This window comes from Mycolicibacterium houstonense, from assembly GCF_900078665.2.
GTDB classification, from domain to species: Bacteria; Actinomycetota; Actinomycetes; order Mycobacteriales; family Mycobacteriaceae; genus Mycobacterium; species Mycobacterium houstonense.
Window position 1 is genome coordinate 3,349,600 of the sequence record NZ_LT546207.1, and the last position, 20,580, is coordinate 3,370,179.

Sequence of the window (20,580 nt, forward strand, 5' to 3'; positions counted from 1 at the left end):
GGGCTAACCCACCATCCTTTCGCCGATCTGCTTTTGACGCAGGGCGATTCGCTCGCGCCAGTCCTGCTCGGAAATCTTGTTGGAGTCGTAGTACGGCAGTACCGAGGCGATCTGGTCGACGTCGACGATCTCGAGGGTCGGGCCGTCGGCCTCGGTGAGCTCACGCGACACCCGCTGCCACCGGAACTGCAGGTAACCCTTCAGGTGCCCGAGGGCCTCGCACCAGTTGGTGACGCCCGGATTGGCGTCGGACACCACGATGCGGATCTTGCCGTCCGGATCAACCTGGGCCTGCGTGCCGTTCAGCGAGGTCTGGTGGTTGATGTAGTCCAGCGAGATGTACCACAGGCTGCCGAGCTGGAAACCGAGGTAGGGCGCATCGGTCTCCGGCAACGTGATGACGATCGCCTGCTCGGGCGTGATGTCGTAATGCCCCACCGAGGAGTACTGGGTGGCCAGCCCGCCCGGGGTCAGCCGCGGCGCGGTCAGGGTGTTGACCGGCAGGTTGTCGTAGAACCACTTCGGGAACTGCAGCCAGGTCTTCACCCGCTGCACCAGTTGCTTGCCCGCAACGGCGTAACGCTTCTCGATGAGTTCCCGGGTCAGCGGCGCCGGTGCGGTGCCTGCCGTGTCCGTGCGCGCGATGGCGAAGGTTCCGCGCTGCGCCGACCAGTCGTTGTACACCTCGCGAATCACCAGCTGCGACGGCGTGTCCGGGGTGAACCGCCATTCGAAGGTGCCGTCGGCGGCGATGTCGAGCCTGCGGTCGTCGAACGCCGTCTCGCTGTCGGGCACCACCTCGTCGGTGTACTCACCGCCGAGCAGCTGGAAGCTCACATCGGTGGTGGTGCCACGACGTCCGGTCACGACGTACTCATGGCCAGGCTGCAACCTGGTGCCGAAGTACATCGTGTCGGGATTGTCCAATGCCATCTTGGTGAAGGGCCCGGTGCCGCTGTGCAGGAACGGATGGTCACGGTCGTAGTCGAAGGCGACGTGGGTGCAGGCCGCGATACACCCGGCCAGGTACTGCAGGCCTTCCAGGAGATCCGCCTCAGATTCGATGAACGGCGCCTCCGTAACCAGGCGTTCGGCCTCGGCGATCGCGTCGGCCAGTGGTTGCGAGTACATGCCACCCCTGCTCTCTCGGTCCAATATTGGACCGTAGTGGTAGAGTTTCCTACCTGACACTAGAACGCGTTCCAATTCGCGTCAACGCTCGGAACCACCAGGAGGATCGGTGCCAGACGAATCGGCCGGCCGCGCCTCACCGCCCACAGCCCGTGTGGTGGCCATCCTGGACTTCCTGTCCCGCCACCCGCAGGAGCGGTTCGGCCTGTCCGAGCTGGCCCGCCGGGTCGGACTGAGCAAGCCGACCTGCCTGGGCATTCTCAGCACCCTCACCGAATCCGGATATCTGGTGCGCGAGACCGCCGACAACGGCAAGGACAAGTCCTATCGGCTCGGCCCGGCGCTGATCACCCTGGGCCACGTGGCCCAGGAGTCGATGCGCGTCAATCCCTCCGCACGCGCCGAACTGCTCTCGCTGTCAGCCGCGTTCAATACCTCCGCGGGCCTGTCCGCGGTCGTCGATGACCGGATCACCGTCCTCGAGCTGGTCGGCCCGGCGGGCCGGGACCCGGGCGTGCAGGTCGGACAGAGCTATCCGTTCGCACCGCCCGTCGGCCTGATGTTCGTGTTGTGGGACGACGATGCGCTACGGGCCTGGCTGGCCAAGGCCCCGACCGTCCCACTTCGCACCGAGTCCGCTCGCCTGCAGCGGGTGATCGAAAACTGCCGTATCGACGGGTATCTGGTCGAGCGGCTGACGCCGGGTGGACGCAGGCTCTATGCGCTGATGGCGGGGATGTCGACCAACCTGCCCGACGAGCTGCGCGCGCTGCTGAGCGAGTTGGTGTCCGATATCGGCGAGCGGGTATACCTGCGCGATGAAGAGCCGGGCCATCGCACCCCACACGACATCAGCGTCATCTCCGCGCCGGTGTTCGACCACTACCAGCGTCAAATCATGGCGGCGTCCCTGCACATCGGAACGGCCTTGACGGACAAGGAGATCACCGAGCGGGCCCGCGCGCTGGTGGCCACAGCCGACGCCGTCACCAAACAGCTCGGCGGCACCAAGCCGCAGCGCTGACGCCGCTCAGTAGTTGTTGCAGGTGTCGAATACCGTCTGCAGCAGCCCGAGGTAGGGCTGGTTGGCCGGTTGAGCGGCAATACCCTCGGCCATCCGCTGGCGCTCATCCCGCGGCGCATTCAGGAACTGTTGCAAAACCGACTGCACCGCGGGCGATGCCCCGGCCATCGGACTCTGCGCATTCACCGCACCCATCACCTGCGAATAGTTGCAGGTGGTATTCACGGCCGAATCCAGCCTGGGATCTGCGGACGCGATTCCCGCGCCGGCGGACAGCGATATTGCCATGGCGCCGATGGCGACAGCCACTTTGATCGGCGATAGTTTCATCATTCGCGGACCTCCTCCCCCCGATGCCCGGACTCTACCCGTCGATCGCGAATGTGCTTGCAGGTTTTGGCAATTTGCTGCCCGGTCGACGAATTTTATTAATTTCCACAAAAAGTAGTTCGTCGGCGCGGAGCGGGAACTCCCAGGAATCAGCGCTCGTCTGAGGGCAGCAGCAGCGACCGCACCACCGGCCGCGGAGCAGTGTCCCGCAACAGTGCGCTGGCCGGTCGTCGGCGCACCCGTTGCGGCCACCAGAACCACGGGCCGAGCAGCGCCGCGATGGACGGTGTCATCAGCGCGCGGACCACCAGGGTGTCCAGCAACAGGCCGATGCCGATCGTGGAACCCACCTGACCGATGATTCGCAGATCGCTGACGACCATCGACATCATCGTGAAGGCGAAGACCAGACCCGCTGCGGTGACCACCTTTCCGCTACCACCCATGGCGCGGATGATGCCGGTGTTGATGCCCGCCGCGAGTTCCTCCTTCATCCGGGACACCAACAACAGGTTGTAATCGGAACCGACCGCCAACAGCACGATCACGGACATCGCGAGCACCAGCCAATGCAGGTGTATCCCGAGAATGTGCTGCCAGATCAGCACCGAGAGCCCGAACGCCGCGCCGAGCGACAGCGCCACCGTGCCGACGATGACCAACGCGGCGATCAGGCTGCGCGTCACCAACAGCATGATGACGAAGATCAGACACAGTGCCGCCACACCGGCGATCAACAGGTCGTAGGTCGAGCCGTCGCGCATGTCCTTGAACGTCGGGGCAGTGCCGGCCAGGTACACCCTCGCGTTCTCCAGCGGAGTCAGCTTGAGCGCCTCTTGGGCCGCGTTGACCACCGAGTCGACCCGGGAGATGCCTTCGGGCGTGGCCGGATCCCCCCGGTGCGAAATGATGAAACGGGCCGACTTGCCGTCCGGCGAGAAGAACAGGTTCATCGCGCGTTTGAAGTCCTCGTTCTCCAGCACTTCGGGCGGGAGATAGAAGGAGTCGTCGTTTCGGGCGGCGTCGAATGCCTGCCCCATCGCGGTGGCATTTTCGCTCATCTCGTCCATCAGGGCGAAGGTGCCTGCCATGGTGCTGTGCATGGTCAGAAGCGCCGATCGCATCGTCTGCATGCTCGCGATCATCTTCGGGAACTGCCCCATCAGCTGGGGCATGAGCACATTCAGCTTGTCGGTCTCCAGGCTGAGGTCACGCATCTGATCGGAGACGGCGTCGACCCCGTCGAGCGCGTCGAACAGAGATCTCGTCGACCAGCAAAGCGGGATGTTGAAGCAGTGCGGTTCCCAGTAGAAGTAGTTGCGGATCGGCCGGAAGAAGTCGTCGAAGTCGGCGATGTGGTCACGCAGTTCATCGGTGACCTCCGCCAGTTCGCGCGTGTCGTTGGTCATTCGATTCGTCGTACTGACCATTTGCTGGCCGATACTGTAGAGCCGCTGCGTGATGTTGATCAGCGTGGTGATGTCGTCGGCCTGCTTCAACAGGTCTTTCATCCGGTTCCGCTGGAACGGCATCACCTGCTGTTGATTGGCACTTTGCAAACTGAGCAGAAACGGTATCGATGTCCGGTCGATCGGGTTTCCCTCGGGACGCGTTATGCCCTGCACGCGGGATATGCCCTGCACCGCGAAGATTCCCTTGGCCACCTTGTTCAGGACCAGCAGATCGGCGGGATTGCGCATATCGTGATCGGCTTCGAGCATCAAGATGTCGGGCGTCATCCTGGACTGCGGGAAGTGCCTCTCGGCAGCCGCGTATCCGACGTTGGCCGGAATGTCACCAGGCACGTACAGGCGATCGTTGTAACTGGTCTTGTAAGCCGGCAGCGCCAGCAATCCGGTCAGTGCGATCACACACGCCGTGATCAGAATGGGTGCCGGCCATCGGACGATCGCCGTCGCGAGGCGCCGCCACCGGCGGACGATGATCTTGCGCTTGGGTTCGAACAGCCCGAAACGCCCGCCCACCGCGAGCACGGCCGGGATGAGTGTGAGTGCGACGGCGACCGCGACAACCATCGCCACGGCGGTCGGGACACCCATCGTCTGGAAATAGGGCAGGCGAGCGAAACTCAGGCAGAAGATCGCCCCGGCGATGGTCAACCCTGAGCCCAGGACGACCTTGGCCACACTCTGAAAGGTGGTGTAGAAGGCCGTTTCCCGGTCTTCCCCGGCCTGTCGCGCCTCCTGATATCGCCCGAGGAAGAAGATGCCGTAGTCGGTACCCACCGCGATGCCGAGCGACACGAGCAGGTTGACCGCGAACGTGGACAACCCGATCACCTGGTGCAGGCCGAGGAAGGCCACCACTCCGCGCGCCGCCTGAACCTGGATCCCCACCATGACGAGGAGGAGGACCGCAGTGACCACCGAGCGGTAGACCAACAGCAGCATCGCCAGGATCACCACGAGGGTGACGATGGTGATCTTGATGATGGATTTGTCCCCGGCATGGTTCATGTCGGCGACCAGTGGAGCCGGGCCGGTGACGTAGGCCTTCAGTCCCTCTGGTGGCGGTGTCCGGTCGACGATGCCGCGGATTGCCTCGACGGATTCGGTCGCCAGGGATTCGCCTTGGTTACCAGCGAGATTCAGCTGAACGTAGACCGCTTTGTCATCGGCGCTCTGGACCGCGGGCGCGGTGAGCGGATCGCCCCAGTAGTCCTGCACGTGCTGCACGTGACGGGTGTCGGCCTTGAGTTGCCGCACCAGATCGTCGTAATAGCGGTGCGCCTCGTCGCCGAGGGGCTGCTGGCTCTCCAGGACGATCATCGCCACGCTGTCGGAATCCGATTCAGCGAAATTCCGGCCCATCTGCTGCATGGCCTGGAACGCCGGGGCGTCCTTGGGGACCAACGACACCGAATACTGCCGCCCCACTTGTTCGAGCGACGGAAGGGCGAAGGTGACGACGGCGACGATCACCAACCAGCCGAGAATGATCGGCACCGCCAGCCGGTGAATGATCCTCGCGATGAGCGGTGGCTTGTTGTTGCTCACCACGATCAGCGTTCGTCAGGGTTGAGCAACAGGGAACGGACCAGCGGTCGCGGCCCGATCGGCCGCAGCATCGCACTGGCCGGACGCTGACGCACGTGCAGCGGCCACCAGAACCATCGACCCAGCAGCGCGGCGATGGACGGTGTCATGAACGCACGCACGATCAGGGTGTCGAACAGCAGACCGATACCGATGGTGGATCCGACCTGGCCGATGGTGAGCACATCGCTGGCCAACATCGCCAACATGGTCGCGGCGAACACCAGACCGGCGATCGTCACCACCTTTCCGCTGCCGGCCATGGCGCGGATGATGCCGGTGTTGATGCCCGCCGCGATCTCCTCCTTCATCCGGGACACCAGCAACAGGTTGTAGTCAGAGCCGACCGCCAGAAGGATGATCAGTGCGATCGCCAGCACGATCCAGTTCAGCTGGATGCCCAGGATGTGCTGCCAGATCAGTACGGACAAACCGAAAGCCGCGCCGAGGGACAGTGCCACCGTGCCGACGATCACCAAGGCCGCGACGAGGCTGCGGATCATGATCAGCATGATGATGAAGATCAGGCACAGCGCAGCGATTCCGGCGATCATCAGGTCGTAGGTCGACCCGTCCACCTGATCTTTCGCCATGGCCGAGCTTCCGGTCACGAAGAGCCTGGCGCTCTCCAGCGGAGTTCCCTTGAGCGCCTCCTCCGCGGCCGTCCTGATCGGATCGACCCGGGCGATACCCTCGGGCGTCGCCGGATCTCCGCGCTGCGAGATCAGCAGGCGCGCCGTCTTCCCGTCCGGCGACAAGAACACATCCATGACGCGCTTGAAGTCCGCGTTCTTGAATACCTCTGGCGGAATGTAGAAGGAATCGTCATTCCTGGCATCGTCGAAGGCCCGGCCCATGGCCGTGGCACCGTCGGACATCTCGTCCATCTGTGCCAGCACCCCCGCCATGGTGCTGCGCATCGACAGCATCATGGTCCGCGTGCTCTGCATCGTCGCGATCATCGCCGGGAACTGGGCGATCATCTGCGGCATCAACAGGTTGAGCTGGTCGAGGTTGCCGATCAGATCGTGCATCGACACCGTGAGTTGGTCCACGCCGTCCAAGGCCTCGAACAGGGACTTGATCGACCAGCAGAGCGGGATGTTGAAACAGTGCGGCTCCCAGTACAAATAGTTGCGTACCGGTCGCCAGAAGTCGTCGAAGTCGGCCATGTGGTCGCGCAACTCGAGCGTGGTGTCTTCGAGTTCGTGCGTCTTGCCCACCAGATTGTTGGTGGTGGCGGCGAGCTGCTGCATCAGCGCGTACATGCGTTCCATCACCGCAATGGTTTTGGAGATCTCCTCGGCCTGGACGAGAAGGTCGTTCATGCGGGCCTTCTGGAACGGCAGGAGCTGCAGTTGGCCGGCGTTCGAGGAGCTGATGATGAACGGAATCGTGGTGTGCTTGAGGGGAACACCTTCCGGCCGGGTCGCCGCCTGCACCCGGGCCACGCCGGGCACGGCCAGAACACCCTTGGCCAGCTTGTTCAGCACCAGGAAATCGGAGGCGTTCCGCATGTCATGGTCGGCCTCGACCAGCAGCACATCCGGCGAGGCCATCAGCGACTGTTGGAAGTGCCGGCCGGCGGCTTCGTAACCGGCGTTGGCGGGAATGTCCTTGGGCAGATAGTTCTGGTCGTTGTAGCCGGCCTGGTATGCCGGCAGGGCCAGCAGCCCGATCAGGGAGACCGCGCAGGCGGCGACGAGAATCGGTGCGGGCCAGCGGACGATCGCCGTGCCGATGCGTCGCCATCGGCGAGCGATGATCTTGCGTTTGGGTTCGAACAATCCGAGCCGACTGCCCAGCGCGAGGACCGCCGGGATCAGTGTCAGTGCCACCGCGACCGCCACGACCATGCCCAGCGCACACGGGATACCGAGGGTGCGGAAGTACGGCAAGCGGGTGAAGCTGAGGCAGAAAACCGCTCCGGCGATGGTCAAACCCGATGCCAGCACCACCTTTCCGACGCTGCGGTACGTGGTGTAGAAAGCCTGTTCCTTGTCCTCGCCGGCCTGACGTGCCTCCTGGTAGCGCCCGACGAAGAAGATGCCGTAATCGGTTCCCGCCGCGATACCGAGCGTCACCAGGAGGTTGACCGCATACGTGGACAGGCCGATGAGGCCCTGATCACCGAGAAGCGCGACCACCCCGCGGGCCACCTGCAACTGAATGCCCACCAGGAACAACAGGATCACGGCCGTGAAGATCGAACGGAAGAAGAACAGCAACATCGTCAGGATCACGGCGAGGCTGAGGCCCGTCACCAGCAGGACGGTCTTGTTACCGCTCGCGCTCAGGTCGGCGACCATCGCCGCCGGCCCGGTCACGTACGCCTTGATTCCCGGCGGCGGTGCACTCCGCTCGACGATGCCTCGGACTGCCTCCAGCGACTCGTTCGACAATGCCTGGCCGAGATCGCCCGCGAGGCCCATCTGGACGTAAACGGCTTTGCCGTCGGCGCTTTGCGCCGCGCCCGCCATCAGAGGATCGCCCCAGAAATCCTGCACGTGCTGCACGTGCGCGGTATCGGCCTTGAGCTGGCGAACCAGATCGTCGTAATAGCGGTGCGCCTCGTCCCCGAGGGGCTGCTCCCCCTCCAGGACGATGATCGCCGCGCTGTTCGAGGTGGCCTCGCCGAAGTTCCTGCCCATCCGCTGGATCGCCTCGAACGACGGCGCGTCGTTGGGGATCAGCGATACGGAGTGCTCTTTTTCGACCTGCTCCAACGGGGGGACGACCGCACTCAACACGTACGCGATCACCAACCACCCGAGAATGATGGGCAACGCCAGCACGCGGATCGCCCGCGCTATCAATGGCGGCTTGGTGCCGGTCTCCGGGTTGGTGCTCATGCGGCCTTCAGAAGGCAGTAGGTGAAGGCGCTTTCGCCATTTTCGACCTTCTCCGCCTTGACCTCGTCATCGACGGTGATCCGGCAGCCGATTCGGTTGCTGTCGCCTTGCGCAATGACATTGACCATGGACGTGGCCTCGGTCATCGGAAATTTCAATGTCCATGGCAAGCTTGCTCCCTCGACGAACTGCGGCTCCGCGTCGACGTCGAAATAGCTGATGTTGGCGACCGTTCCGGGCGGGCCGAACACCTCGTACACCAATTGTTTGGGGTCGTAGGGTTTGCGTTCCTCGAGTTCGGTGTCGGCATACGTAGGACGGGTCTCGGAGCCGAATACGCCATGCAGCCGCATGACCGTGAATCCCCCGGCACCGAGGACCACCAGGATCAACAGCGGAATCCATACCCGCTTCAGAACCCCCACGTTTCACGAACCCCCTGAATCCGCGGCCTATTCCGGACTATCCGTACCGCGAGAACAGGCGAAGTGTATCGGCCGCGATTCTCGACGGAGCACCGGCAGCTCGGATGCGCCTGGCATTCGAAGCCGGCCGCGCTGAATGGTCATGGCAGAAACACAACAGCTCGGGCAGGACAGTTCGAACCTGACAAGTAGATCATTCAGCCCACCTCCATATCGGCCCACTCCCAAGGTGATACGCGATCGTAATGCATTTCGGGGACCTCCCACTTGGGAACTGAATTAATACAGCTAATTGATTCCGCTTTGCTGATGGCCGTCGCGGAACTGTTGTGGGCCGAGACAATTCCGTGCGGGCTACGCACGGCTGCAGACGCTGGCGAAAAAATTCAAAATCGCCGAGTTCACCACCTCGGGCCGTTCCAGAAAGCCGAGGTGACCGGTATCGGCGATCTCGAGATATCGACCGTTGGGCAAGGCATCTGCCACCTCCGCTCCGAGATGCGGCGGCATCACGAGATCGTCGGCGAAACCGATGACGAGCACCGGTGTGGTGATCGACCGGTAGGCGGGCCTCCGGTCGCTCTGTGGCCCGACCTCGTACTGCGCCCGGATCCCCGGCGTCACCTTCGCCGGCCACCTGGTGAACGTGTCGATCCAGTCCCGGACGGCGCTCTCGTCGTTCAAGGTCTTTGGCGAAAAGTTCTCAAGCAAACGTAGTTTCGCGTCATACGTCGCAGGCAGTCGCACCCCCGCATCGGCGAGATCCCGCTCGGCGATACCGAAGAACTCGCGCGCGCGATCATGCCGCGCCCGGGTGGCCATCAATGCGGCCTGACTGACCAGCTCGGGGTGCGACAACATCAGCTCCTGTGCGATGTAGGAGCCCATCGAGATCGCCACGATCCGGACCGGAGCAATGCCGAGCCGCTCGATCAGCTCGACCGTGTCGGCCACCATCGTCGCCGAACTGAATCCGACGGCGTCAGCGGTCGCGCCCACCCCCCGGTTGTCGAAGGTGACCACCCGATACCCGGCGGCGCGGAATGCGGGCACCTGATGCAGATCCCAGGTGCGCCCGACACCACCCTGACCGGCGATGAACAACACCGGTTCGCCGTCGCCGCGATCGTCATAGGCCAGGTTCACGTCCGATTCCCCGAACCTGCACTCATGCGTCCAGGCGGGCGAATTCACCCTGCCGGTACTGGTCGACACAGGCTGCACGGCGTACCTTGCCGCTCGTAGTGATCGGGATCGAACCCGGCGGTACCAGAACCAGGTCTGCGACCCCGAGGCTGTGCGTGTTGAAAATGGCCGACGTCACCTCGCGTTTCACCGCCGAGAGTTGATCCGCGGGCTGCTCGGACGACTCTGGCCGCTTCCGGTATTCGATGATGACGACGAGCTTTTCGGTATGGCCGTCCGGAACCGCGATCGCCGCACACCGGCTCCGGCTGATCTCCTGGATCGTCGCCTCGATGTCGTCGGGAGAATGATTGCGCCCGTAAACAATCAGCAAATCCTTGATGCGCCCGATGACGTACAGCTCGCCGTCGAACACGAATCCCGAATCCCCGGTGCGCAACCAGGGTCCTTCCGGCGTACCGGCCGACGGAGCGACGATCCGCCCACCGAAGGTCGACGCCGTCTCATCGGGCCTGTTCCAGTAGCCGCTGGCCACGTTGTCACCGTGCACCCAGATCTCCCCGATGGCTCCGGGCGGGCATTCGGCGTGCGTCTCGGAATCCACGATCCGGATCGCCGGCGAGACTGGAACGCCGTAGCTGACCAGGGGTGTGCCCGCGCCGTTCCCGCAACGTTGCGCGGTGCCCGCGGTCAGCGGTTCGGATTCGAACCGCACGATCGCCGGCGGCGCACCCGATTCTCGGGTCGCGATGTACACCGTGGCTTCGGCCATCCCGTAAGAAGGCCGGATCACGGCCGGGTCGAGGTTGAACCTGGCAAATCGCTGGACGAACCGCTCGAGCGTCGCCGGGTGCACCCGCTCACTGCCGGTGATGATGACGAGCACCTTCGACAGGTCCAGCCCGGCCATGTCTTCGTCCGACGTCTTGCGTACCGCGAGTTCGAATGCGAAGTTCGGTGCGGCCGTGTAGGTGCGACCGTAGGTCGCCAGCATCTGCATCCACCGGGCCGGCCGTTGCAGGAATGCCACGGGACTCATCAGCACCGCCGGGACTCCCGACAACACCGGACCGCAGACTCCCAGATACAAACCCATGTCGTGATAGAACGGCAGCCAGGAGACGATCGTCGAGCCCTCCGGAACGACATTCCCGAATTCGGCGAAGTAGCCCGACATCAGCTGCTCGAAGTTGGCCAACAGGTTCCGGTGCGACATCATCACCCCGGCAGGCAGCCGAGTCGACCCAGATGTGTACTGCAAATACGCGGTATCCGTGGGGTTTTCGCGCTGCGCCGCGGAACCGGCCGGGGCATCGAGGTCCAAAGCGTCGACCTCGACGATCGCCGGCGATGCCAGGGAATTCGTTCTGAGATAGTCGGTGACCACACCGGCGACTGCCGACGTGGTGAGGATGACCGTCGGCTCCGCATCTTGCAGCACCGAGCTGACGCGCTCGTCGCTGACACCGCCCATGGGAACCGCCAGCGGGACCGCGATCCGGCCCGCCTGCAGCGCACCGTAGAAGGCGACGATGTAGTCCAATCCCTGCGGCGCCAGGATGAGGGCGCGGTCACCGGGTGAGCCGAATCTGTCGAGCTCTCGCGCGACATTGCACGCCCGCCGATACAGCTGGGAGTACGTCAGGCTCTCGGCGGAGCCGTCCCAATTCTGTTCGTAGTCAACAAACGTGACCGCCGTGTCATCGCCCTGCAGACCCGCACGCTCCCGCAGCAACGTCAAAATGGATGCCTCGCCCACGCAGGTCAGGGTATCGCGGTAACTGCGCCGACATATCCGGAACAGCCAGCAAACTCTATTTGAAAGGTCTTATGAATCACAGCCACGTCATTCCGCGCCAACGCACCAACGTGAGCGAAACACGTTTGCGAACGCATCGAAACGCCTCTGATCTTGACTGTTACGGAGCGGGCCGAAGCGGGGCCACGAAGTAGTTGAAATCTCCCGCATCTCACCTGCGGATTGTTTCGATCCTGGGACAACAATCCCGCAGCGAACATACTGTTGGTGATTGTGAGCGCCCGCGACGGACGCTGAGCTGCTAATGGCCGCGTGGCACCACCGGTCCAATTCCGCGGCCGGCGCACGAATGCAGGCATGGGGCCTCGTCGCGGATGAACCGCGGAAAGGCCGGCCGGGAGGAGTGGCAATTGACTGCGTCCGAAATTGTGCGCGGGGGGACAACAGGAGCGGACGCCGACATGGGGAAAACCCAGGCCGCCAAACCGGTGACTCCCGTTGCCATCATCGGCATGTCCTGCCGGCTTCCCGGCGGGATCGACTCCCCCGAGCGACTGTGGGAGGCCTTGCTTCGAGGCGACGACCTGGTCACCGAGGTTCCACCCGATCGCTGGGACGCCGACGAGTATTACGACCCGGAGCCTGGCGTGCCCGGCCGGTCGGTGTCGAAATGGGGCGCGTTCCTCGATGACGTTGCCGGATTCGACGCCGAGTTCTTCGGCATCAACGAACGCGAAAGTGCCGCACTCGATCCGCAGCAGCGGTTGCTGCTGGAGACCGCGTGGGAGGCCATGGAGCACGCGGGTCTCACGAGGGAAGCGCTGGCCGAGTCATCGACCGGAGTGTTCGTCGGATTGACACACGCCGACTACCAGATGCTGGCGGCCGACGCTCAGGCGCTGGAGGCGGCGTATGGCTTCAGCGGCAACAACTTCAGCTTGGCATCTGGCCGGATCGCTTACGCACTCGGCGTGCACGGCCCCGCGCTCACCGTCGACACGGCGTGTTCGTCGGGTCTGACGGCGGTACACCTGGCATGCCGCAGCCTGCACGAGGGTGAGAGCGATTTCGCTCTGGCGGGCGGCGCCACACTGGCTTTGGACCCGCGCAAGTTCGCCTCGGGTTCGGCCGAGGGAATGCTGTCGGCGACCGGACGCTGTCACGCGTTCGATGTCGCGGCCGACGGATTCGTGAGCGGTGAGGGCTGCGTCGTGGTCCTGCTCAAGCGGTTGTCCGACGCCGTGCGGGACGGAGACCGGATCCTTGCCGTGATTCGTGGCACGGCCGCGAATCAGGACGGCCACACCGTGAACATTGCGACACCGTCGGATGCCGCGCAGACCGCGGTGTACCGGTCGGCGTTGAGGGCCGCCGGAGTCGATCCCGGCACCGTCGGCATGGTCGAGGCGCACGGTACCGGCACACCGGTGGGCGATCCCATCGAATACGCCAGTCTGGCGAAGGTTTACGGCATCGACGGCCCCTGCGCGCTGGCGTCGGTCAAGACCAACCTCGGACATGCCCAGGCGGCCTCCGGGGCCCTAGGACTCATGAAGGCGGTCCTCGCCGTACAGCACGGCGAGGTTCCACAGAACCTGCATTTCACCCGCCTGCCCGACAAACTCGCCGAGATTCGGACCAATCTCTTTGTCCCACAGGAGACCACTCCGTGGTGCACCAACGGTCATCACCCCCGGCGGGCCGCGGTGTCGTCGTACGGACTGTCGGGGACCAATGTTCACGCGATCGTCGAACAGGCGCCGGTCCCGGCCCAGGAACACTCCGTCTCCGACTCGCCGGCGCTCCTGATGTTCCCGTTGTCATCCACCTCGTCCGAAGAACTGCGACGCACCGCCGGCCGGCTGGCCGACTGGGTTCTGGCACACGACGATGTCGCCCTGCCCGATCTGGCATACACGTTGGCGCGCCGCCGCGTGCACCGGCCGGTCCGCACCGCCGTCAGCGCTGGGACCCGACGGGAACTCATCGCCGCGTTGCGCGAGGTCGCCGAGGGCGACACCGAATACCCAGCCGCGGTCGGTCGCGACGATCGCGGTCCGGTATGGGTGTTCTCCGGACAGGGTTCGCAGTGGGCGGGAATGGGTGCCGATCTCTTGGCGACCGAACCGGCGTTCGCCGCCACCGTGGCGCAGGCCGAACCGATCATCGCCGCGGAGTCCGGATTCTCTGTGACCGAGGCGATGTCGGCGGCGGAGGCCGTGACCGGACAGGACCGGTTGCAGCCGACATTGTTCACCATGCAGGTCGCCATGGCCGCCGCCATGAAGGCACACGGAGTGGTCCCGGGAGCAGTGATCGGCCATTCCCTGGGAGAGGCCGCGGCGGCCGTTGTGGCGGGCGCACTCTCGTTGGAGGACGGGCTGCGCCTCATCTGCCGCCGGTCCCGGCTGATGTCTCGGGTTGCCGGCAAGGGCGCCACCGCCGCGGTGGAACTTCCCGCCAAAAAAGTACTTTCGGAGCTGACCGGCCGCGGCATCGACGACGTCGTGGTGGCGGTGGTGGCTTCCCCGCAGTCCACGGTCATCGCCGGCACCACTGAGACAGTGCGCGAACTCGTCGCGGACTGGGAGCAACGCGGGGTGTTGGCGCGCGAGGTCCCGGTCGACGTGGCGTTCCATTCACCACAGATGGATCCGGTCGTCGACGATCTGGCCGCGGCGCTGGCGGATCTGCGACCGCGGACGCCGGAGATTCCGTTCTATTCGGCGACTCTGTTCGACCCGCGCGAGCAACCGGTGTGCGATGCCAATTATTGGGTGACCAACATGCGCCGAATGGTGCGCTTCGCCACCGCCGTACAAGCCGCCCTGGAGGACGGCTACCGGGTCTTCGCCGAACTGTCGCCGCATCCACTGCTGACCCGGGCGCTCGAACAGACCGCCGCCGGTCGCGAGACACCGATGGCCGCCGTGGCGGCAATGCGCCGCCAACAGCCGATGCCGAACGGCCTGCGCGGGCTCCTGGTCGATTTGCACAGTGCCGGCGCCGCGGTCGACTTCTCGGTACTGGCCCCCGGCGGTCAATTGGTCGATGCCCCGCTGCCCACCTGGACGCACCGCAGGCTGTGGCTCAGCGGCAGTGGCCAGGAGGCTCCGACCCACGGCGGCTGCACCATCGCGGTCCATCCGCTGCTGGGGGCCAACGTCAGGCTGCACGAGGAACCGGAACGTCATGTCTGGCAGGCCGATATCGGCACCACGGCTCAGCCGTGGCTCGCAGACCACCAGGTTCGCTCGGTCGCCGTGCTACCGGGCGCCGCCTACTGCGAGATGGCGCTGGCTGCGGCCCGGACCGTGCTGGGCGAGGCCTGCGAGGTTCGCGACATCCGGTTCGAGCAGGCGCTGTTGCTGGACGAGCACACGGTGGTCAGCGCGTCCGCGTCGCTGTCGTCACCTGGTGTCGCCGACTTCACCGTCGAGACCGACGAGGAGGGCCGGCAGGTGCGGCACGCAACGGCCGTCCTGCGCGCCGCGGCGGATGAGATCCCGCCCAGCTACGACATTTCCGCGATCCTGGCCGCCCATCCCGGTTCCGACGATGGCGCCGAGGTGCGTAATCGGGTGGGCCAACACGGTATTCAGTACGGTCCGGCGTTCACCGGCCTGGCCTCGGTGCACACCGGCGAGGCAGAGGCGCGCACGGTGCTCGCCGAGGTGGCACTTCCCCGTTCGATCCGCTCACAGCAGGACGCGTACGGGGTGCACCCGGCGCTCCTCGATGCGTGTTTCCAGTCTGTCGAGGCACATCCCGACGTCCAGGCCGTCGGCGGCGACGTCCTCGGGTTGCCACTCGGGGTGCGACGGTTACGCATGTACGGTTCGGCCCGCAATGCGCACTACTGCTATGCGCGATTGACCTCGGCCGACGCCACGGGCATCGAAGTCGACATCGACGTTCTCGACCCGGACGGCGCGGTGCTGCTGAGCGTGCAGGGGCTACGCCTGGGCACCGGCGCGTCGGCCGGCGCCCACCACGACCAGGTGCTCAGCGAGAGACTGCTCGCCGTCGAATGGCGTCCGCGCGAACTGCCCGAGGTGGAATACGCCGATGCCGGCTCGTGGCTGGTGATCAGCGCGGCCTCCGGCCCCGACGTGGTAGCCGACAAGCTGTGCGGCATCTTGAAAGACCGTGGCGCACTGTGCACCAGCATGAGTTGGCCCAACCAAGCCGATGACTCGCTGACCTGCGAGCAGCTCGGCACTCACCTGCGGGCCGGCCGATTCACCGGGGTGGTCATCGTGACCGCACCGAATGACGGTGACCACGCCGAACGCTCCCCGCTGCTGGGACGGGACTATGTGCGCCATCTCGTCCACATCACCCGCGAGTTGCCGGAAATCCGTGGTGAACTGCCCCGCCTGTACGTCGTCACACGCAATGCGCAGACGGTGCTGGCCGGCGACGTCGCCAATTTGGAGCAGGCTGAGCTGCGCGGCCTGATCCGGGTCATCGGCACCGAACACCCGCACCTGGCCGCCACTCAGATCGATGTCGACCAGACCGTCGATGTCGAGCAACTGGCCGCACAGCTGCTCAGCGGATCCGAGGAGGACGAGACCGCGTGGCGCAACGGGCGGTGGTACACGGCGCGGCTGTGTCTGGCCCCACTGCGTCCCGAGGAGCGCCAGACCACCGTCGCCCATCACGAACGCGACAGAATGCGGCTGCAGATCCGGACGCCCGGCGACTTGGAGTCGATGGAACTCGTAGCCTGCGAGCATGTCCCGCCGGGGCCCGGGCAGATCGAGGTGGCGGTCACCGCATCCAGTGTCAACTTCGCCGATGTACTGGTCGCCTTCGGCCGCTACCCCGCCTTCGACGGCCGGCTTCCCCAGCTCGGCATCGACTTCGCCGGAGTGGTGACCGCGGTCGGCCCCGAGGTGACCGATCACAAGGTCGGCGATCGGGTCGGCGGTCTGTGCGCCGACGGTTGTTGGGGAACGTTCGTCACCTGTGACGCGCGGCTGGCCACCACCTTGCCGACGGGACTGACCGACGCCGAGGCGGCGGCGCTGACCATCGCGACCGCCACGGCCTATTACGGCCTCAACGACATGGCGCGCATCAAGTCGGGCGACAAGGTGTTGATCCACTCGGCGACCGGTGGCGTCGGCCAGGCGGCGATGGCCATCGCCCGCGCGGCCGGTGCGGAGATCTTCGCTACGGCCGGCAGTGAAGAGCGTCGACAGTTGTTGCGGGATATGGGCGTTGAGCACGTCTATGACTCCCGGTCCCTGGAGTTCGCCGATCAGATACGTCAGGACACCCAGGGATACGGCGTGGACATCGTGCTGAACTCGGTGACCGGCGCCGCCCAGCGGGCCGGCCTCGAATTGCTGGCATTCGGCGGACGATTCGTGGAGATCGGCAAGCGGGACATCTACGGCGACAGCCGGTTGGGCCTCTTCCCCTTCCGGCGCAACCTGTCGTTCTATGCCGTGGATCTGGCGCTGATGTCCGTCAGCCATCCGGACCGGCTTCGTGAACTGCTGTCCACGGTCTACCTGCTGAGCGCCGAGGGCGACCTTCCGATGCCCGAGTTCACCCGCTACCCACTTGCCGATGCGGCCAACGCCATTCGGACGATGAGCGGCGCCCAACACACCGGCAAGCTCGTGCTCGACATCCCGCACACCGGATCCAGCCGGCTCGTGGTTCCACCATCGCAGGTGCGGGTGTTCCGTTCGGACGGTGCGTACATCATCACCGGCGGTCTCGGTGGTCTCGGATTGTTCATCGCCGAGAAGATGGCGACCAACGGATGTGGACGCATCGTGTTGTCCTCCCGCTCGCAACCGAGCGAACCCGTGCTCCAGGTCCTCGATCGCATCCGGGCCACCGGGGTGGACGTCGTCGTCGAGTGCGGTGACATCGCCGAACCCGAAACGGCGGAACGGTTGGTGGCGGTGGCGACCGCCGGCGGACTTCCGGTGCGGGGCGTCTTGCATGCGGCGGGCGTGATCGAAGATGCCGCTCTGACCAACATCACCGATGAACTGATCGAGCGCGACTGGGCACCAAAGGTTTACGGTGCGTGGAACCTGCACACCGCGACGGCCGACCAGCCGTTGGACTGGTTTTGCTCGTTCTCGTCGGCGGCGGCACTGGTCGGCTCTCCCGGACAGGGTGCATACGCTGCGGCCAACAGCTGGCTGGACGCCTTCAGCTTGTGGCGCCGCTCCAAGGGGTTGCCGGGCACCGCGATCGCCTGGGGCGCGTGGGGGCAGATCGGCCGCGGCACCGACCTGGCCGAGAGCGCCGGCGCCGCCATCGCACCGGACGAAGGTGCGTACGCGTTCGAAGCGCTGCTGCGTCACGACCGGGCATACACCGGGTACGCCCCGATCGCGGGCACGCCGTGGCTTTCGGTGTTCGCCGAACGCAGCCCGTTCGCCGAGGCCTTCCGCTCAACCCGCCAGAGCGCGACGGGAACCAGCAAGTTGCGCGCCGAACTCGACGATCTGCCACCCGAGGAGTGGGCCGCCAAGCTGCGGCACGTGATCTCCGATCAGATCAGCGTGATCCTGCGCCGCAGCGTCGATCCGGACCGTCCCCTCTCCGAGTACGGGATGGACTCGCTCGGGGCACTCGAATTGCGAACCCGCATCGAGAATGAAACCGGCATTCGCATCTCGGCCACGGGCATCACGACCGTGCACGGTTTGGCCGACCTGCTGTGCGAGAAGCTCCTGCCCGCAGGAGCCACCGCTTCAGCAAACCCGGAGAGAGGTTAGGTGCCGATATGCCCTCACATCGACCGGGTGGGTGTCCGAGTCCGGTGACGAACCGTCGTTCCCCTCGGTCATCCCGTCCACCTCGGCTCCTGACAGGTCCTACGCCGACCCGCCAGGTTCAACCCCGGCGGGGCGGCAACCGGCACGGACGCCGCGAAACTAGTTACTTCACAACGCATCCGATGACGGCCTAACAGGAAACAACAGCAGAGTCACACCGAATCCTCGGAGCCGGTGCGCGATGGGGCCACGCCGTTCAGGTGTCGCCGACCGTGACGTGCACAGGCCCGCGGTTTCGCATGGCCAAACGCGCTCAAAGTGCTCGCGATCAAGTTTCGAGAATCCCTGCAGCAAATAACACACGAGGTAGTATTCCGGTCATGTGGGGCTCGTTGGTGGTACTGGCACTCTTGACGACGATCAATCCCGTGCGCCTCGGAATCATTCTTCTGGTGCTCTCTCGACCACGGCCCGTGCAAAACCTGTTCGCCTATTGGGCGGGCGCGGTCCTGATCGGACTCGCCAGCCTCGTCATTCCACTGATCGTGCTCCACTCCACTCCGGCGTCGTCCGCGTTCGCGAAGAGATTCGCTCACCCCACCGCAGACCCGATGACACAGCGCATCACCATCGGACTCGGCATTACCCTGCTGGCCATCGCCGCATTCATGGTGGCGCGCAATGTGCTACGGAAACCGGTCACTGCAGGCAGCCGTCAGCGAGCGGCGGGAGACGGCAGCGGTACCACCACCACACTCGTGGACGATTCGGGTGCCCCGCCGGCCATCACGAGGCTGTTGTACCCCACCCCGGCCGACGCCGACGCCGATCCCAAATCTCGTCGACTGATCGGCCGTGTTCGGGAGGCGTGGCAGAACGGATCCCCCTGGATCCCGTTCGTCATCGGAATCATCGTGGTCCCACCACTCGACGGAATCCTGTTCGCCCTCGCCATCGTCGTCGCCTCGGGCGCTTCGTTCGAGGTCCAACTGATCGCACTGATCGTATTCGTCTTCGGCGTGCTCATGGTGGAGGAGTTCATCCTCGTCAGCAACGTCATCGCGCCCGCGAGAACTCAAGCGGCACTACGTAAGTTGCACGAATGGGCCAGTGCGCATCGTCAGACGTTCGCCGCGGCCATCTGCGCGGTGGTCGGCGCTTCCCTGGTGCTCCGGGGCTTGGGCGGGCTCTGAATCGGTGATCCACCGGGCAGCGGGTGCGGAAGTCGACAGAATTCGCTGAATCGACCGCGAGCGGTTTGTCGGACCGGCGGAGGTCACACCCTGTCACGTTCTCCGCTGATGCCGGCCCCAGATCGCCTTGCGCGCAGGCTTGCCATTCTCCGGCTGTGAAGAACCAAAAATCCGGCACCCCAACCGAGGCGGATGTACGCTGCTAGCTGGGGAAATCAATGTGCAGCATCGAGGTGCCATGAAATCTTTGATGAATATTCTGGCCAGCGGCACGCTCGGCATCGTGGTGGTCGGATTGCTGATCTTCGTGCCCGCAGGCACGCTCGATTACTGGCAAGCATGGGTGTTCCTCGCCGTTGTCGTCATCTCGGGATGGGTTGCTGGCGCCTACTTCCTGCGGACGAATCCCGCGGTACTCCAACGCCGAATGCCGGCGGCCGAGAGCCGAAAGCCACAGAAGATCCTTGCCACCGCGCTGTTGCTGCTGTGGGGGGCAATGATCGTGGTCAGCGCACTCGACCATCGCTTCGGCTGGTCCGCGGTTCCAACGTCGGTCTCCGTGGTCGGCAACGTTCTGGTGGCGCTCGGTATCGGCGGCCTGACGCTCGTCCTCGCACAGAACAACCATGCGGCGGTGACCATCCGCGTCGAGGAGGGCCAGCAGCTTGTCTCGACAGGCTTGTACGGGCTGGTTCGGCATCCGATGTACAGCAGCGACATCTTTCTGTTGGCCGGGATTCCCCCGGCGCTCGGGTCGTACTGGGGGCTGCTTTTCGCCGTCCCGTGCCTGGTGGTCCTCGTCCTCCGCATCCACGACGAAGAACGGCTGCTCCGGGAAGAACTTGATGGATACCGCGAGTACACGCAGGCGGTTCGCTACCGCATGGTCCCGCTCATTTGGTGACGACC

The 20,580-nt window shown here is 64.9% G+C and carries 11 protein-coding genes; 4 read left to right on the forward strand and 7 right to left on the reverse strand.

Annotation, left to right across the window (positions count from 1 at the left end):
* Nucleotides 1–3: 3 nt before the first annotated feature.
* Nucleotides 4–1,131, reverse strand: coding sequence for a hypothetical protein (locus tag BN4332_RS17020; RefSeq protein WP_066899909.1), 1,128 nt, complete (start codon nucleotides 1,129–1,131; stop codon nucleotides 4–6).
* 109 nt (nucleotides 1,132–1,240) lie between these two features.
* Between BN4332_RS17020 and BN4332_RS17025 the strand changes: the two genes are divergently transcribed.
* Entirely contained in the window at nucleotides 1,241–2,155 is a 915-nt protein-coding gene (locus BN4332_RS17025; protein WP_066899911.1) for an IclR family transcriptional regulator, read from the forward strand.
* A 6-nt stretch (nucleotides 2,156–2,161) separates the two neighbouring features.
* On the opposite strand, the gene BN4332_RS17030 is transcribed toward BN4332_RS17025, so the two are convergent.
* The 6 genes from BN4332_RS17030 to BN4332_RS17055 all read right to left on the reverse strand — a co-directional run bounded on the left by BN4332_RS17030 (nucleotide 2,162) and on the right by BN4332_RS17055 (nucleotide 11,723).
* A complete protein-coding gene (locus BN4332_RS17030; RefSeq protein ID WP_084459300.1) occupies nucleotides 2,162–2,488 on the reverse strand; it encodes a hemophore-related protein in 327 nt (108 codons plus the stop codon).
* Between the two features lie 146 nt (nucleotides 2,489–2,634).
* Nucleotides 2,635–5,508 (reverse strand): MMPL/RND family transporter, encoded by a 2,874-nt coding sequence (locus BN4332_RS17035; protein ID WP_066899912.1) that lies wholly within the window; start codon nucleotides 5,506–5,508, stop codon nucleotides 2,635–2,637.
* On the reverse strand, nucleotides 5,508–8,393 hold the full coding sequence (locus BN4332_RS17040) for an MMPL/RND family transporter (RefSeq protein ID WP_066899914.1): 2,886 nt from the start codon (nucleotides 8,391–8,393) through the stop codon (nucleotides 5,508–5,510). Before BN4332_RS17040 ends, BN4332_RS17035 begins: the two co-directional genes overlap by 1 nt.
* Nucleotides 8,390–8,809 (reverse strand): MmpS family transport accessory protein, encoded by a 420-nt coding sequence (locus tag BN4332_RS17045; RefSeq protein ID WP_066900145.1) that lies wholly within the window; start codon nucleotides 8,807–8,809, stop codon nucleotides 8,390–8,392. The genes BN4332_RS17040 and BN4332_RS17045 overlap by 4 nt, the downstream gene beginning before the upstream one ends.
* A gap of 363 nt (nucleotides 8,810–9,172) precedes the next feature.
* Nucleotides 9,173–9,964 carry an alpha/beta fold hydrolase gene (locus BN4332_RS17050; protein ID WP_066900147.1) on the reverse strand — a complete coding sequence of 264 codons (792 nt, stop codon included), beginning with the start codon at nucleotides 9,962–9,964 and terminating at the stop codon, nucleotides 9,173–9,175.
* Between the two features lie 22 nt (nucleotides 9,965–9,986).
* On the reverse strand, nucleotides 9,987–11,723 hold the full coding sequence (locus tag BN4332_RS17055; protein ID WP_066899916.1) for an AMP-binding protein: 1,737 nt from the start codon (nucleotides 11,721–11,723) through the stop codon (nucleotides 9,987–9,989).
* 461 nt (nucleotides 11,724–12,184) lie between these two features.
* On the opposite strand from BN4332_RS17055, the gene pks2 reads away from it, so the two are divergent.
* From pks2 to BN4332_RS17070, 3 genes are all read left to right on the forward strand, one after another.
* The gene (pks2, locus tag BN4332_RS17060) at nucleotides 12,185–18,478 is read left to right on the forward strand and encodes a sulfolipid-1 biosynthesis phthioceranic/hydroxyphthioceranic acid synthase (RefSeq protein ID WP_066899918.1); all 6,294 of its coding nucleotides are present in this window, start codon (nucleotides 12,185–12,187) and stop codon (nucleotides 18,476–18,478) included.
* Nucleotides 18,479–18,858: 380 nt separating this feature from the next.
* Nucleotides 18,859–19,671, forward strand: a complete 813-nt coding sequence (locus BN4332_RS17065) for a GAP family protein (RefSeq protein ID WP_066899920.1) — start codon at nucleotides 18,859–18,861, stop codon at nucleotides 19,669–19,671.
* Nucleotides 19,672–19,909: 238 nt separating this feature from the next.
* Complete coding sequence (locus tag BN4332_RS17070) at nucleotides 19,910–20,575, forward strand: methyltransferase family protein (protein WP_066899922.1); 666 nt, start codon at nucleotides 19,910–19,912, stop codon at nucleotides 20,573–20,575.
* The last annotated feature ends 5 nt before the right edge of the window (nucleotides 20,576–20,580 follow it).

What these genes read in the sequence shown, in the direction of transcription:
- BN4332_RS17020 (WP_066899909.1), bottom strand. Translation starts at nt 1,131, where the DNA reads ATGTACTCGCAACCACTGGCCGACGCGATCGCCGAGGCCGAACGCCTG.
- BN4332_RS17030 (WP_084459300.1), bottom strand. Translation starts at nt 2,488, where the DNA reads ATGATGAAACTATCGCCGATCAAAGTGGCTGTCGCCATCGGCGCCATG.
- BN4332_RS17040 (WP_066899914.1), bottom strand. Translation starts at nt 8,393, where the DNA reads ATGAGCACCAACCCGGAGACCGGCACCAAGCCGCCATTGATAGCGCGG.
- pks2 (WP_066899918.1), top strand. Translation starts at nt 12,185, where the DNA reads ATGGGGAAAACCCAGGCCGCCAAACCGGTGACTCCCGTTGCCATCATC.
- BN4332_RS17065 (WP_066899920.1), top strand. Translation starts at nt 18,859, where the DNA reads ATGTGGGGCTCGTTGGTGGTACTGGCACTCTTGACGACGATCAATCCC.
- BN4332_RS17070 (WP_066899922.1), top strand. Translation starts at nt 19,910, where the DNA reads ATGAAATCTTTGATGAATATTCTGGCCAGCGGCACGCTCGGCATCGTG.